Raw genomic sequence first — 15,515 nt, 5'->3', positions numbered from 1 at the left:
TCCTTCTTCCGCATACAGACCACGAAGTTGGTAGAATGGAAACAGTCAAGTGCTTTCCTTGACGGGTTCCATTCTACCAACTATCATACCGATAGCGGAAGAAGAGAGCGCTTAAGCAGCCTGACTACCTGTAGTGTTCCCTGTACACTCCAGAAATACACGCAAACGAAACCGTTCTCGATTTCGATAGCCATATGCCCGGCGTTTGATGTTTTTGATCTTGTGATTCGTCCCCTCGATTCGGGCATTGGTATATGGGCACAAAAAGTAGGAAAGAATCGGCTCCTTCCACCTTTCAAGCGTGTTGGCTGCTTCCTGAAAAGAAGCAAAAGGGCTCTGTTTGGCTAACTGAATCCATTCTTCCAAGCGTTCCTTTGCTTCGTTATATCCATCGGTTCGGTAAAAATCCCGAAACAACTCTTTCAGATAATAAGCAATGGAAAGTACCGGATACTCCTCCAAGATATCGTCCAATCGAAGCCGTTGGTCCTTACGAAGCTTTTCACAGCCTTTTAAGAGAAGATATCGAGCCTTTTTCAATGGAGGAAATTCCTTTCTTGCTTGATCCAAGGCTTGTGTCACTTTTTGAATCACATGGTACTTATCGATGACAATCGAAGCAGATGGAAACAGGGCGCGAACCGCCTTATGATAAGGTTCCCACATGTCAAGAATCACCGTTTGGACCCTTTCTTTCGACAGGACATTTTGGCTCAACAAGTGGAGGGCGGAGTCACATTGGCGATCGGCATGCATTCCCATGACCGATCCGGCTTTGGCATCCATCAATACGGTTTCATACTGATGTCCCTTTTTTACCGCGATTTCATCTAAGCTAAGCACCATCTCTTCTTGAGAAGATGCTTCTATCGCTGTTTGACGCTCTTTTGCTTTTTTCGATGCAATGAAGTAATAGATGCGCTCCAATGTCGTATATGGGATGCGGTGCTTTCGGCTAACCTCTTGAATGGTGGAGCCTTCACAAAGTTCATACAAGTACTCACAAAATCGATTGGTGTAGTGTTGATTGGGTTGAATCGATTCCAAAGAGGCGGAAAACACTTGGGAACAATTCCAGCACCGATAGCGCTTTACCTTTACGAACAAGTACACCGGTTGATGGAAAATCGCCAAATCCCGTACTTTTCTTGTCCGTCTGTCGTGGACAGAGGAAGTGGCAAACCCACAATGAGGGCAGCGTTCCTGTGTCTCTGTTTTCTCTACATGAATCGCATAACCATAGGAAAGAAGTTCTTGTTTAATCACTTTAAATTCTGGCAATCCTAGTGGTATCGAAAGCACTTACGAGACCTCCTTAATGTTGATTTCACCGCTAACATTATTGCCAGGATCTCGTCAGTGCTTTCTCTTTTTTGTCACTAAATCACAAAATTTGGTGATGAACCCCAATTAATTTTCCACTTGAATCTTTAATAGCTAAACAAACAAAAGAATAGTAATTTGTTTCAAAGCATTGACCTTTTTCCATACCATGCTCCTCAATACCTTTCAAAGCATCAACTTCATTAATTCGTTCTAATTTAATATCTAAAATATAGCCATTTTGGACAAAAAATTGCTGATACTGGTTAAGTATATCCACGATTATTTCTTCAATTTGTTCTTCTAGTGTAACCCGAGTTCGACAGTCACTAGGCAAACAAAATGCCTCTCGCCCCTTGATACAAAAGGGATCGGAGGCATTTGGGCACACTTCGGGCGTGTATCTAGGTGCGAGGGTGGATGCCTAGAATCTTTGGAGGAGGTTCCAGCCCTAGAGCCGCAAGGAATAGCGCTTGTTTGGCCGTCAGTTCGGTTCGTTGATAAAGGTCGCCGTTTTTTGAAGAAAAATGTCCAAGCATGAGACGCTCGCATTCGTCTCTTACTTTCGGCCACGATTCATGAGTTCGGATCTCCACGATCCGAACCAGCAAGAGAGCCAGCCAACTGAGCAGCACATGCGCCCGGATACGGTCTTCCAAGCGATGATACATGGGGCGCAGCTCGAGTGTTGATTTCAACGTCCGAAAGGCCTGCTCGATATCCACCAGTTGCTTATACCCGAGCGCGACATCCTCGGCAGACAAGGTGTCATCGGAGGTTCGGATGAGATATTTGCCATCGTACTTTTCCGCTTCACGAACCGCTTGCTTGTCGATGCGAAGCGTTCCATCCTTCAATTGACGCAAGTATTTTCCGTAGGACGGATGGGAACGCAGCCGGCAGGTGGCCTTATGATGAGCTTCATTGGGGAGTTGGCGAAGCCCCTCCAACTCCTCTTTCAGCGATTCGAGCAGCTTTTCCCGTTCCTTGCGTTGGCGTTCGGCTTCGCTGGGATTGTACACGAGAACATAGCGCTGACGCGCTTCTCCGTCGCCCACGATGATTTCTTTGATATGCAAGTTCTCGCGAACTTGTTGGTAGCGCCCGCGACGGTTTAGGGCCTCTTCGACGGCGGCTTTGCCGGACCGCATTTTTTCGCCGACAATGTAGTGTCCCCCGGCCTGTTGCAAGATTCGCAAATTCTCTTCAGACGAAAATCCGCGGTCCATCACGCTGATCACACGCCCAAGCTTCCAGCCAATCAAGTCTTGTTTCACCTGTTTGATGACCGTCATATCCATCGTATTGCCAGGCCATACCCAAGCGCGAATGGGGACTCCTTCCCGGGTGACGGCCAGTCCAATGACGATTTGGACCAAATCGGGACGCTTATCTTTGGAAAACCCCTGCTTTCGAAGCGATTCTCCTTCTGGTGTTTCGGATGGATCCACTTCGAAGTACGACGAAGTCGTATCAAAGTAAATCAAATCGACTTCCAGGTTCAATAAATCGGCCACGGCATGGAACACTTGGCGTTCCAATTCCGGCTGCACAGCCAGCAGCTCATCCATCGCCCGGTACAACTGGTGGCTGGCGACTTGGGGAAGATGAGGGATATGCACGTCTTTCTCCACCCACTCCTCCATCGCCAACTTGCTTGACGGATGAAGGGCACGATTCGCCACCATGGCAAAAATCAGCCGTTCCAACGGAATCTGATGATGTCGGGAGGCAAACAAGGAGTGGAGAATCTCTCCCAATCCCAGTTGTCTCCAGAGCTGATCCAAAAGCCAAGCGCCACCAAGGCGTTTGCTTGATTGAAACTGAAAGTCATCCGACACTTCTCCTGTCAACGTCTCGATTTCCCAAGCCTGCTCAGGAGAAAGGAATCGCGAAATGCTTTTGGCCAGACGCTCCAAGACAGCGCGATCCACCTCGTCTTCGCGCCCAAACGAATAAATCACCTTCGCTTTCGCATATTTGGCCTTCGGATCCCATTCGTTGTGAGCAAGCTGGAGATACGCCACGGTCGTTCCATCTTTGTTTTTGCGTGTTACTCGCCGTATGTACATGCCTATATTATAACCGATATTCAGCTGTTTTAAAAGTTAAAATAAACAAGTCGTGTGCCTATGAAATTCAGTGTTTTTTTCTAGGATCCGCATCGCGAAATCTTTGATATAACAGCATTTTGGCCATTTTCATTTGCCTAAAATGGCCTCAAAACTGTCGAACTCGGGTGTAAATTATCACTTTATTTCGGAACAAAAGAGCCATTTTTTTGCACATTCTTTCAGAAAGCCCTCTCCCCTTTTCTGAAAGAATGTGCTAAATTTTTTGTGAATTATTTCGGAAGAGAAAATCCATCGGTTCAGAGGAGGGGAGGAGGACGTGATTCAATTTCATGACTTTGGCATTGACGTCCAAACGTATGCAGAGCGTGGAAAAGAAAACGACTTCCCTCTTCTGACACAGTGTCCGCATTGCCGGGCCAAGCGCCCGTTGCACCGCCACGGTTACGATGAGCGAAACGCATTGACCCCACATGGTGATGATCGCATTTGGATTGTCCGGTATCGCTGTCGGGAATGCTTGAAGACGGTGAGTGTGCTGCCTTCCTTTCTCCTCCCGTATTTTCAATATACGTTGTCCGCCGTATGGCAAGTTGTGAAAGAGCAGTTGGGATTGACCGAGGGGACGAACCAGGCTCCGTTCCTCCCGACAAAGGACGGCATCATCTTTTATGTCCGACGGTTCTACCGAAACCTATCAAACCTTCATAGCTTTTTTGCGAGGCGGTGGAGGATCATAGGCCCTATCGTGAAAAAAGAAAAGGAACGGGCTTCTTGGTGGATCCGGACGTTGGAGGAACACGGTCTCTATTCGGTCATCAGAGAGATGTGGGAGGACGGATTCCGACACCCTTTTGCGAATTAAATGGGATCTTGATTCTACATACATATCCTAAATTGGAAATGATTGAGGTTCCCACAAACCTTTCCTATCGACGGAGAAAAAGCAATTCGGTACGATAAGGGCAGGAGGACCGGAACGGTCCTGATTCCAAGTGAGACCAGGAGGAGATTCGAATGGATGAGTCGATGAGACACAACATTGCCCTGTTTCGGTACGGGCTAATCGCTCCGTTGGTGAATGGGCAGGTGGAACCGAAGACGTATCTGAAAGAGGTGAGCGAGCGAGTGCATCATGTTCCCCACCAAGGCGACAAGCGAATCGCAGCCAAGACGATCCTCGATTGGTGCACCCGATACAAAAAAGGGGGCTTTGACGCCTTAAAGCCGAAGCGCCGTTCGGACCGCGGCCACTCAAGGCGTCTGTCGCCCGATGATGAGGATCATATTTTAGCCCTAAGAAAAGAACATCCCACCATGCCCGTGACGGTGTTCTACGAACACCTAATCGAGCAGGGGGAAATCCCAGAAAACCATACCTCTTACTTTACTATATAAATTGAAATAAAGGTTTTCTCCCGTTCCACGGCGAATAAATACAAAGAGAAAATAGGGGAACGGAGAGAAAATATGATGCCAAATCACAAAGACGAGATCGAAAAGTTGTCCACTGCCATGAAAGAAGCAAAAAGTAAACGAGCATATGAACGCTACCAAGCGATTTATCTTCATTTGCAGGGATATACCAAAGGAGAAATCGCAACGATTATTGGTCGATCCAAGAAAACTATTTATAACTATATTCATGCCTACGCCCAGCGCGGTCTTGATGGACTGGAGATGAAATACTCACCTGGCGCCCCACGTCGATTGACCCCTGAGCAGGAAAAAGAGCTGGCTTTGATCATTGAACATCAGCTCCCCGTAGATGTGGGATTCGAAGCAAAATATAATTGGACGCTTGCGATAATCGCTGAACTCATTCAACAAAAGTGGGGGCCAACATACACGCTTCGCGGAACAAGTGACATTCTGCATCGGTTAGGGCTAAGCTATACGAAACCGACCTATACACTAGCCAATGCCGATGAAGAGAAACAAAAAGAATTCGTCGAAATCACCTTCCCTGAAGTAAAAAAAACTGGTAGATGGGAACATCGCCCATGTCCTCTTTCAAGATGAGTCGATGATTCGTGATTACCAAGCGATTCAAAAAACATGGTTTGTCAAAGGAAAACAACGAATCATTCCGACGTTTGGAAAACATCAAGGGTTGAAGCTGATTGGCACGTTGAACTACGAAACAGGGGAAGTGTTTTGCATCGAAGAAGAACGCTATGACGCGGAAACATTTCTTCGATTTCTTCAACTTGTGTTAGAACGCTATCCCACAGGCAAAATAGTGATGATTTTAGATAACGCTCGAATTCACCATGCCAAACTCATTCAGCCATTTTTAAAAGAACACGAAGATCGGTTAGAGCTCGTCTTTTTGCCACCATACAGTCCGCAATTGAACTTGATTGAAGGGCTATGGAAATGGCTGAAATCAGACGTGATTTACAACGTGTTCTATTCGAGTGTGCAAGAAATTAGAAAGAATGTCCAAGCCTTTATTCAGCGAATCAACCAGAAACCAGAACAAACGATCGATCGTTTGTGTGTTCAGTTGTAAATCTTTAATTCAACTTATATATATACCGATTATTGAAAAAACACAACCTTGTCGGGAAAGAAGAGTCAGTCAAGACTTTGTGGAGAACATTTTTTCGGTTCACTACGGGCGTTGTCAATCACTAGTTATCGAACCATTTTCAGGAATTAATATCGTAAGCGCTTTCGGACTCTCATCCCTTATCTTGAGACGATGATACGATATTCCATTTTTTTACACCCAACCACCATCCCGGAGCGCCGACAACGCTTGATGGATCGGCGTCCCGGATGACTGTTGCAGACACGGTATATTCTGACGCACCACATCTGTCCACAACCGTCCTGCCTTCCGTTTGGCCTGTTCGATCCGCTTGGACGTTGTTGAGGCCGAGACGGCCGACTGGGGCTCTTGCTCCTCCCACCGTCCCTTTCTCCACCCGATCCCGTCGATTCGGGCTGCCATCACCCTCAGAAACGCCCGAAGCCCTTGGTCTTTCCAGCTGCGGCGGGATTTCACCCGATGCGCAAATCGGCTCATCACACTCTCCGCATGGCCCATCGAACGCATGCCGGTCGTCTCCACCCCTTGCTCCGACAGCCACCCCCGATAGTCCCGGATGCATCCCGGCATCGACTCGATCCGGCGGATCATGGCAGCCAGCTGCTGTTCTTTCGCTTCGTCCTCCAACGTGCCGACCGCGCTGTTCAGCTCCACGAGAAGCCCTTCTTCGTCTTGTTTCGCCAGCTTCTTCCGCACCTCCCGCCAACGCGGATGGCCGGACAGACACTGACGCAGCTCCCGCGCCACATGAAATCGATCCAGCTGAAAGCACGCCCGCTTCCCAAAATACTCCCGGGAGGCCGTGATCCACGACGCCGCGTCGCCGTTGAGGACCAACAGGTCTCGGCACGGATCATAGGCATATTCCTTCATCAGCCACTCCTCAAACCGTTCCCACACGTCCCCCGTCCCTTCATGGAGGTAGTGGCGCCGGTTCACCAGCTCAAGCTGCGACCCGTTTCGTCTCCATCCCTCGTGAACCGCCAGGATTTTCTCTTCTTTCGCCCGTTTCCCTTTCCCCTGGCGGGAAATAAACAGTCCATCCGCCTCCACAAACAGCACCCGGCCGTGCCGTTTGGAAACAGGGTGATGCAGCGAGACAGGGGCCCTCCAGCACCAGTTGGCGAATCGCCTCGTGGCTGAGGACCGCATACCCCACGATCGACTCCAGCGTGCGAGCCGCTTTGCGGTAGGAAGAGCACTCTACGGCCAACTCGACCGCCGTTTCCTCGAGGCAAGGACTGATCGATTGGGCCCCATCAAAGCCTAATTCGGCATCCAGCAAGAAGGTATAGTTCCCCGTTTGCCGGTCATAGTAGTAGTTCCGTCGAAACGTCACTTCTCCAAACAGCGTTTGGATCGTAGTCGGCCGTTTGTCTTTCAGCTGATGCCGGCGCTTGTCCCGCGCTTCCGCCAGTTGTTGATCGATCTCCTCCAAAAGGGCCGCCAACAAGACAGCGAACACCTTTTGAAGAGTTCTGACTAATTGCTCCTCCAGCTCTTTTAATAAAGGCCATTCTGTGGTAAGATGTTTCATGGACTCTCTCCCTCCTGTTTTATGGATGTTGGTCATCACCATCATAGCAGGGAGAGAGTCCTTTTTGCATGACATTTGCTTTTTCTACCGCGCTTCGCTTGGTGGCCCCGACGAGCGTCGCGAACAAAAGTTCGCAACCCTCGTCGGGGAATCATTCCGGAATGCCACCCACAAATATTTTACTCACACGTGGACTTTCCCTAGGTGTTTTTTGCAAGCAAAAAATGCAGAGAAGTGCAAGAAAAAATACATAGGCTTGCCAGCTCAAGACTTAAGGTTCCAGACCGGAGGCAGAGGACGGCTGGATCGCGGAGAGAGCGTTCCGCAGTCGATAGCTCTCTCCCGTAAAGGCCAAGATGTGGGCGTGGTGAACCAAGCGATCCACCAACGCTGCCGTCAAACGGTTGTCCCCAAACACCCGATTCCACTGTCCAAATTCTAGATTCGATGTCACCATGACGCTTTTTCGCTCGTAACAGTCGGCGATAATATGAAACAACAGTTCCGATCCTTGCTTTTGAAACGGCACATAGCCGAGTTCATCCAAAATCAACAGTTCGCATGGGTCGAGGCTTCGTTTCAGCCGTCCGAGCGTGCCGTTTTTCAACGCCTCTTCCAGCTGGGCGACAAGATCCGCGACGCGGAAAAACCGAACCTCATGGCCTTGTTGGCACGCCTGAATGCCAAGTGCTGTGGCGAGATGGGTTTTCCCCGTTCCAGGTGAACCTAAAAGCAGAACGTTTTGCTTTCGCTCCAAAAAGCGAAGGTCACACAGTTCCTCCCTCGATGTCGTGGCTGGCCAATGGATATGACCCGACCATTCGTAATCCTTCAGCCATTTCAACTCCCGAAACTTGGCTTTCTTGATCAGCCGAGCCTGTTTCGCTTCTTGGCGGCACGACAGTTCCAGCGCCAATACATCCCGCAAAAACTGTTCTTTCGTTTCGAATCTCACCTCCTCGAATCGATCTGCGATATAGGCCAAATGCAGCGCTTTACAAATCTCTTTCACCTCTGCTCTCATCTCTGGACACCCCCTTCCCGAGCGGGATGAAGACGTTGATCATACACCGTTAAATCCGTTTCATAGTCGATTAGAACGGAAGGGGTGTATGATTCTTCCCACTTGTCCGGGTAATAGGAGTGCTTCGCTTCCATCAACACGCCGATTTCATGAGGAGCCAAGTCCCATCGCTGACTCTCCTCGAGCCACTGGGCGATTTCGTAAAGCGTGTGCCGATCCAACAGCGCTCGCAGTCCTTTCAAACGGGCCACCACCTGGGGCGGGGGGCCAGCCAGATACGTTCGGATCGCCTCCGGCAAGTACGTCCGGTAGCGGGAATGTCCGACAACCCGGGGTTTGGTCTCCCACTCAGCGAAAATCTCTTTCCAAGGGATTTCGCGTTTCACGTTCGTATACGGCCTGGGCGCTTCAAGATGGACGTCTCCATCGGAAGAGAACACAACGAAACGATTCCATTCTTTCTTCACCAACACCCGGTTGGGGACGGACAGGCCATGGACGACGAACGCCTTCCCATCCACCATCACTTCTCCGTACTTATTCACGTAAGCGTGATCGAGGGAGAAGATCGGAAGATCTTGTTCCGGCAACGCCAACAGCTCCGGTTGCTCTTCCTGCCATAGTTCCTCGATCCACCGCCCCTTTTCATAATGAGGACGGTTTCGGTCCTCGACCATCTTGCGATGCAGCCACTCCACCAGCTCCGGATCCGACTCCATCAATGGAGCGGGGATGAAACAAAGGTTGCGAGTGTAATAGACTTTTCGCTCCGCATTTCCTTTCTCATGTCCACTGTATGGATTGCACACTTGTACATCAAACCGATAGTAGAGTTGAAATTTCTCAAAAGCCTCGGTGAATCGGCGTTCTCCCCCTTTTCGAATCGACACAATGGCCGCGGACAAATTGTCAATGCGCAATGCCTTTGGCACTCCCCCAGCCTGACGAAACAGCTGCGTCAACCCATGGAGGAAGCATTCACTGTTTTCCGCCGGCAGCGGATAAGCAAACGCAGCGTTGCTATAGGGAAAGCTCATGATCAAAACCGATCGCTCTTCTTCCTTCCCCTCCTTCGTCACAACCGTCATCTTCCCGAAATCCACCTGCGCCTCGCCTGGCGGGTGCTCCAGTCGTTCATAGCGCTGTTCTTTCTCGAGCTTGAGCTGCGGTCTTCGTTTTTGCACGTACGCGCAAACGGTGCGATACGAGCCTTGAAATCCATGGTCACGACAAAGCGCTTCAAACATCGTCTTGTTCGTTCGCCGTTGTTTTCTCGGCAGTTTGGCATCCTCCTCCAACCAGTCATCAATGATTTGCCCGTACCCTTCTTCCTCCATCATCCCCTTTTTGCGTTTGATGGTTGGTTGGACAGAAATGTCTCCATCTGCGTATTTCTTGACCGTTCTCCAGTTATATCCCGTTTCACGGGAAATTTCCGCAATCGATAACCCTTTCTTTTCACGCAGTTTTCTGATACGATTAATTTCGGGCATTGCCAGCATCCTTTCGCTCCTCCACTGTTTGGTTATGTGTTCACAACTTCCACAGTAGAGGAAATGTTAGAGGCTGGCAAGCCTTTTTTCTTTGCCTTCAGCTCTGCACTTTTCGTTGCAGAACTCTGTATTTTTATTTTGCAATAAACACGCAAACCCAGCGTTAACCGCAAACCAGAAGAAATGCCCATCCGGATCCACCAACATTACTGGGTTGTTGTTCGCGTACGTATAGCCGTTCTGTGTCAAGATGTCATCCGCATCGCCTGGGTCGGGGTCGAGCGACAAGAACACGCCATGCGTTGGATGATAGTACCGGGCGATCAGATAGTACAGACCCGTTTCTTGGTCATATTGGTACCCCGCATATCGGTATGGATTTTCGTCCGCCAATGCGCCGGATTGGGAAAGAATGTTCCCCCACGCATCGTATTGATAGCGGGCAACAATGTTTCCTTGTTCATCCGTCAGGGCGATCACGTCGCCATGGGCGTTATAGTGGTAAAAATACGTGGCGTTGCCTTTTTTCATGGCAAGGAGTTGCCCATTTTCTCCGTATATATATGATCTTACCACATTTCCACTCGCATCGGTTTCGTACAGAACGTTTAGGCTGTCGCCTTGGTAATGATAGTTCGTAACGACGCCATTGACAGTCTTTTGAATGCGCCGGCCGTCTTCATCGTATTGGTACGTCACAAACGGCGTGCTTTCGCCTTTTCTTGTGATGGAGACGAGCTGATCCGCTTCGTTCCATTCATATTGATACTGACCGTCTTCCAATCGGTTGCCGTTGGCATCATATGTGATCGATTCGTTTCCAAAACGAATGAGCTGATTGGCAGCGTTATAATCGGCATTGGTCGTCGTCGACTGCCCATCCTTTGTTTTCACGACTTTCGTCCGGTTGCCAAATCCGTCATACGTATACTCGATCTTCGTTCCGTCTGGCAGCTGTTCTTCCACTAGTTGATCGAGCGCGTCGTAGTGATAAACGATCGTCTCTCTCGTTGGGTACTCAATTTTTGTCCGGTTGCCGTTTTCATCGTAACGGTACGTTTCCGATACAATTTCTGTTCCGTCCGCCGTACCGACCGAAAGACTTTCCACGAGGCCGCGGTCATCATACCTAAAGGTCGAGCCGGCTCCATTTTCTGTCGTGAAGGTGCGAACGTTTCCTCTCTCGTCATAGTCAAAGCGGTACGTATACGTTCCGTCTTGGACGACTGTATTTTGATCCAAGGCATTGTATTGGTATGTGACTGTTTGGCTAAACGATCCATGGGAGAACATAAACTGTTGTAATTTATCCGATGTCGTCGGATAGGTCCACTTTTGTAATCCTCCGCGGTCGGATTGTTCAATGACACGATTCGCGGAATCAAATTTTCTTGTCTTGGTCGTACCGTCTTTTACATATTGTACAGAAAGTTCGTTTCCGTTTTTGTCGTAACTAAATTCGTAATACGGAACGTTGTTGTAAGAAATCGTTTTGACCCTTTCCGTTCCGTCATACGTCCATTGAATCGTGTTTCCTTTCGGCAAAACCGTTTTGATTTTATTTCCATTGGCATCATATTCATTCGTTGTCACATCATGGAGCGGACCAACGGTTTTCACGAGTTTGCCGGCCGCATCATAAGAATAGGCAAATGTTTGAGACTGGCCGTCGCTGGTTCGAATGACTTTTGAAGTCATATTGCCATTTAAGTCATAATCGTAGTTGACGGAAGTGCCGTTCGCTAACAACAGCTGTTTTAAGCGATCCGATAAATCATACGTGTACTCTTTTTTGTTTCCTTTCTTATCGTACTCGCTTAATAGATTCCCAACGGCATCATAATTCTTTTTCGCCACATAGCCTTCTTCATCCACTTCTTCCGTGACGTAATTTCCGCTGGCATCGTACTTGTTTTTCGTCACCACGTTTCCTTCCATGAGCCGGATCGCGTCAAACCATACCGTTCCCGTGTAATTGCCGCGGAAGACAGCGGATATGTCGATTTTATCAATTGGCTTGGAAGGTTGAATCGAAACGGCGGCACGGTTCCAATCTTGATTGCCAGCAGGGAAATCCGCAGTATACGTTTGGGTCGTTCCATCCACAAAGTATACTTTAGCCGTAATGGAATAATCGCTTGGGCTCACTGTGCCACTGGCTTTGACATCCTGCGCTTTCGATACACCGGTGAGCGTAAGATTAATTGGTGCATCACCAGATGTTTGGCCAACGATGATGGTCTGCTTATACTCACTTGCCGATTGCGTGGTGCTTGTTCTAGATATTTTTAGTGAGTACCCTCCATCAAATGATTGCGTAGAATCTACGCTTCCTCCTGTTCCACTCCAATTCGTGGTGGTTCCTTCAAAACTACTATTTACAACTGGGTTGTAGCTGGAAGAAACCTGCGCTTCTTCCAATTGAACATTATCAAACCAGGCTTCTCCGGAAGCATCTGGAGACTTATGATCGACCTCTAAATAGACGCGAATTTTGGCTGCATTCGAAGGAGTAGTAAATGTAACTTGCCGCTCTGTCCAAGGTCTTGTGCCTGTAAGTTGGCTATAACGATGATCCGCCCAAGAAATCGTTTGATTTTGACTATTCAGGAATTGAACATTGAAAAAGGCATTGGCTTTGGTTAAATTCGTTTTGATCTTCCCGCTTAACGTATAGGTGGTATTCGGTTTCACCGCGATTTCTTGGGTAGCCGCTACATAGCCAAGTTCTGTGTTAGGAGAAGTAGAGTCGGCGACGATTTTTAATGTTTTTCTCCCTGTCAATCCATTATAGACATTCGTGTCTTCCTGTAATTGCCCAGTATCATAATGACTGAGCAGATTCCAAGCTGTGATTCCTTGTTCAAAGCCGCTATTAGAGAGCAAATTCGTGGCACTGCCTAATGTATCGCTTTCTTCAATGATATTCCCATAGGCATCATACTTCGATACAGAAGACGTTTTTCCGGATTGATCCGTTTCGGATACAGGATTTAAGCCATCATAGGCAATCGTGGTTGTATCGCCTTCCGTATCTGTCATGGAGATGACATCATTATTTTTGTTATACTCGTATGTTTCCGTACCATAACTATCTTTCGCCGTTAACACATTCCCCTTGGCGTCATACGTATATGATTCAGTAGGATTCGCTGCATTTTGATCATTCGGATCCCGTGATTCTACTAGATTATTTCCCTCATAAACATAGCTTGTCGTAATGTTTAAACCATCTACGTCTTCGATAATTTGAATTGGGTTCGCTGCTTCATTAAATTTATACTGAATTTTACGGCCATTCGGTTGCGTTACGACAAGTTGTCGTTTTGTTTGGTCATAGTTCATCGTATAGATGCGGTTTTCAGGATCAATCGCTTGGCTTAGCCTGTCGCCATTATAAATGAACTGATTAACGACCGGTTTTTCTTCCGTATGCGTCGGTTCCAATACTTTCTCTAACCGACCAAGTTCATTATATTGGTATCTCGTTACTTCCCCGCCCGTCTGGGTTACTTTTGTTAACAAGTCGTTGTTATACTCATACGTGATGGTCCGGTTCATTGGGTCGGTCATTTTCTGGATTCTTCCGCTTGCGGTGTACTCGATGCTCAGTTTTCTGCCCGACGCATCCGTAATCGACACGAGCTTTCCGTTAGAATAACTATAAGTAGTCGCATTCCCATGTCCATCCACGATTCTGGTTAACTTGCCATCACTTTTTTGAAAATGAATTTTCGTTTGATCTTTTGTCGTTAGGATATATTCATCGGTTGTTTCGCTTAACTCCAAGTAAACACCTGTCGGAGCTTTATACGTGCCGTCGGATAATTTTGTGAAGATATGGAGCGTGCCATCTTCATCCGTCAATCTTGCTTCGTTTCCTTGGGCCACGATGTTCATTTCCGCATCGCTATGCCATCCTTTTCCAAACAATCCAACCGATGTGGATAAACTATTGTAAGTTCTTGTGATTTCAAGCCCCGGTCCTCTTCCGGAAATCGAAACATCGTCTTCGTCTATAATCAGATTGCCGGTAGCGGCATTCACGCTGCCATACGGAACATCAATGATGGACCAGTACTCTTCCTTTCCTAAATACTCATTCGCCTCCGGAATGTTCACCGTCAAGGCATTGCTGGAAAATACCGTTTCCCCATCCGCATTGTAGGCGCTGAGTCGGAAGTAGTAATGGGTGCTTGTCGCGTATTTGGTCCCCATTTTCGCATACATGGGGGAAGGATCTTTCGGAAGTTCCAATCCTTGTCCATCATGATGCAGCGTTAAGGTGCTGGAATCCCCTTGTTGGATTTCCTCCGGCGTTGGCCAAATTCCTTTGTTTTGCGTCGTCCAATGATCCACGTCTCCTACATCAAATGCTTCATAGTAAAGTCCATTGAAAATCCACACTTTATACCCTGTCGCTCCAGGAATCTTATCCCAGTCTAACATGACATAACCCGAGTTGCTTCCTAATTGGTTGCTGTAAGCAAACCCCGAAGGCGCTGGCGGCACTCGCAAATCCGGAATACGAGGCATATACGCATCCGAAAAGACGGTTTCCCCTTGAGAGTTATAGGCACTGACCCGAATCCAGTAGTTGGCAGCCGTTGCGTATTTGGTTCCTGCATTGGCATAGACCGGAGACGGGTCAACAGCTAATTCCGTGCCAAGACCATCGTTTACATGCAACTTATATCTACCTGCATGAATTTCCGTGGAGGTTGGCCAATACTTTTTGTTTTTCGTTGTCCAAGAAGTGACGTTCCCGACATCTAACGATTCATAGTAGGAACCGTTAAAAATCCAAATTTTATACCCCGTCGCTCCACTCACAGGATTCCGTTTGAAATCGATATATCCGGTTCCGTTTCCGTTTGTATAACTTACCCCCGTCGGAGCAGATGGTTTCGCCAAATCCGGAATGGTCGGCATATACGCACCGGACATGGCGCTTTCGCCTTGAGGAAAAATCGCACTGACTCGGAACCAGTAGTTCTTGCTGTTTGGATAGCTTTCGCCTGAATTTCGATAGACCGGGGAAGGATCGACAGCAAGCTCCGTCCCTAACTGATCTTGATGCAGGTCGTATCTTCCAGCGCTAATTTCAGAAGGGGTCGGCCAGATTTTTTTCCCCTTTGTACTCCAGGAAGTGACATTGCCTACATCAAACGCTTCATATGATTTCCCGTTATAAATCCAAACTTTATAACCCGCAGCGCCGGGAACCGGATCCCATGATAAATTGATATATCCTGTGCCATCCCCATTACTGAAGGCCGTTCCTGTCGGCGTATGGGGAACGGGTATCGTATACGTAACGGACAAATATGGTTTATAACTGCTGTTCGTCGTGGAAACGACTTTTTTCCAATAGGTTTGTCCATTGCCATTCGTATGAAGTTTCAATCCGTAATTTGGCTTTGTCCCGAATGCCCATTCTTTGTAACTATTCACCCCAGTGCTAGTGTATAAAAAAGCCCAGCACAAATAGGGCATTTCGGTCATAGAA

Annotated in this window: 8 protein-coding genes and 2 pseudogenes; 3 read left to right on the top strand and 7 right to left on the bottom strand. The window is 48.1% G+C overall.

Features of this window, described 5'->3' with window-relative positions:
- Positions 1–111 precede the first annotated feature (111 nt).
- The 3 genes from GT3570_RS03840 to GT3570_RS03830 form a co-directional block, all read right to left on the bottom strand.
- The gene (locus GT3570_RS03840) at positions 112–1,302 is read right to left on the bottom strand and encodes an ISL3 family transposase (RefSeq protein ID WP_011229816.1); all 1,191 of its coding nucleotides are present in this window, start codon (positions 1,300–1,302) and stop codon (positions 112–114) included.
- Between the two features lie 82 nt (positions 1,303–1,384).
- On the bottom strand, positions 1,385–1,660 hold the full coding sequence (locus GT3570_RS03835; protein WP_062898467.1) for a hypothetical protein: 276 nt from the start codon (positions 1,658–1,660) through the stop codon (positions 1,385–1,387).
- A gap of 67 nt (positions 1,661–1,727) precedes the next feature.
- Positions 1,728–3,395: an IS1634 family transposase gene (locus GT3570_RS03830; protein WP_023633822.1), complete on the bottom strand. Its 1,668-nt coding sequence runs from the start codon at positions 3,393–3,395 to the stop codon at positions 1,728–1,730.
- A 319-nt stretch (positions 3,396–3,714) separates the two neighbouring features.
- On the opposite strand from GT3570_RS03830, the gene GT3570_RS18995 reads away from it, so the two are divergent.
- From GT3570_RS18995 to GT3570_RS17760, 3 genes and pseudogenes are all read left to right on the top strand, one after another.
- On the top strand, positions 3,715–4,260 hold the full coding sequence (locus tag GT3570_RS18995) for a DUF6431 domain-containing protein (RefSeq protein ID WP_023633323.1): 546 nt from the start codon (positions 3,715–3,717) through the stop codon (positions 4,258–4,260).
- A 152-nt stretch (positions 4,261–4,412) separates the two neighbouring features.
- Positions 4,413–4,790: pseudogene (locus tag GT3570_RS03820) on the top strand (helix-turn-helix domain-containing protein); the annotation flags it as partial.
- A 75-nt stretch (positions 4,791–4,865) separates the two neighbouring features.
- Positions 4,866–5,910 (top strand): IS630-like element ISBs2 family transposase gene (locus GT3570_RS17760; protein ID WP_015374552.1). Its coding sequence is split into 2 segments (ribosomal slippage): positions 4,866–5,369 and positions 5,371–5,910, totalling 1,044 coding nucleotides; the frame shifts between segments, so codons are not numbered across the junction.
- A 213-nt stretch (positions 5,911–6,123) separates the two neighbouring features.
- On the opposite strand, the pseudogene GT3570_RS03805 reads toward GT3570_RS17760, so the two are convergent.
- From GT3570_RS03805 to GT3570_RS03790, 4 genes and pseudogenes are all read right to left on the bottom strand, one after another.
- A pseudogene (locus tag GT3570_RS03805) lies at positions 6,124–7,489 on the bottom strand (ISLre2 family transposase).
- 271 nt (positions 7,490–7,760) lie between these two features.
- Positions 7,761–8,513, bottom strand: a complete 753-nt coding sequence (gene istB, locus GT3570_RS03800) for an IS21-like element helper ATPase IstB (protein ID WP_011230286.1) — start codon at positions 8,511–8,513, stop codon at positions 7,761–7,763.
- Positions 8,510–10,015, bottom strand: a complete 1,506-nt coding sequence (istA, locus tag GT3570_RS03795; RefSeq protein ID WP_011230285.1) for an IS21 family transposase — start codon at positions 10,013–10,015, stop codon at positions 8,510–8,512. The genes istB and istA overlap by 4 nt, the downstream gene beginning before the upstream one ends.
- Positions 10,016–10,072: 57 nt before the next feature.
- Complete coding sequence (locus GT3570_RS03790; RefSeq protein ID WP_318258080.1) at positions 10,073–15,511, bottom strand: RHS repeat-associated core domain-containing protein; 5,439 nt, start codon at positions 15,509–15,511, stop codon at positions 10,073–10,075.
- Positions 15,512–15,515: the final 4 nt, after the last annotated feature.

Source organism: Geobacillus thermoleovorans (assembly GCF_001610955.1).
GTDB lineage: Bacteria > Bacillota > Bacilli > Bacillales > Anoxybacillaceae > Geobacillus > Geobacillus thermoleovorans.
The sequence above is the reverse complement of the archived record's forward strand: the minus strand, read 5'-3'. Positions and strand labels throughout refer to the sequence as shown.

Bases quoted from the DNA above. Each gene is read 5' to 3' on its own strand.
- GT3570_RS03790 (WP_318258080.1), bottom strand. From the start codon at position 15,511: ATGACCGAAATGCCCTATTTGTGCTGGGCTTTTTTATACACTAGCACT.
- GT3570_RS03830 (WP_023633822.1), bottom strand. From the start codon at position 3,395: ATGTACATACGGCGAGTAACACGCAAAAACAAAGATGGAACGACCGTG.
- istB (WP_011230286.1), bottom strand. From the start codon at position 8,513: ATGAGAGCAGAGGTGAAAGAGATTTGTAAAGCGCTGCATTTGGCCTAT.
- istA (WP_011230285.1), bottom strand. From the start codon at position 10,015: ATGCTGGCAATGCCCGAAATTAATCGTATCAGAAAACTGCGTGAAAAG.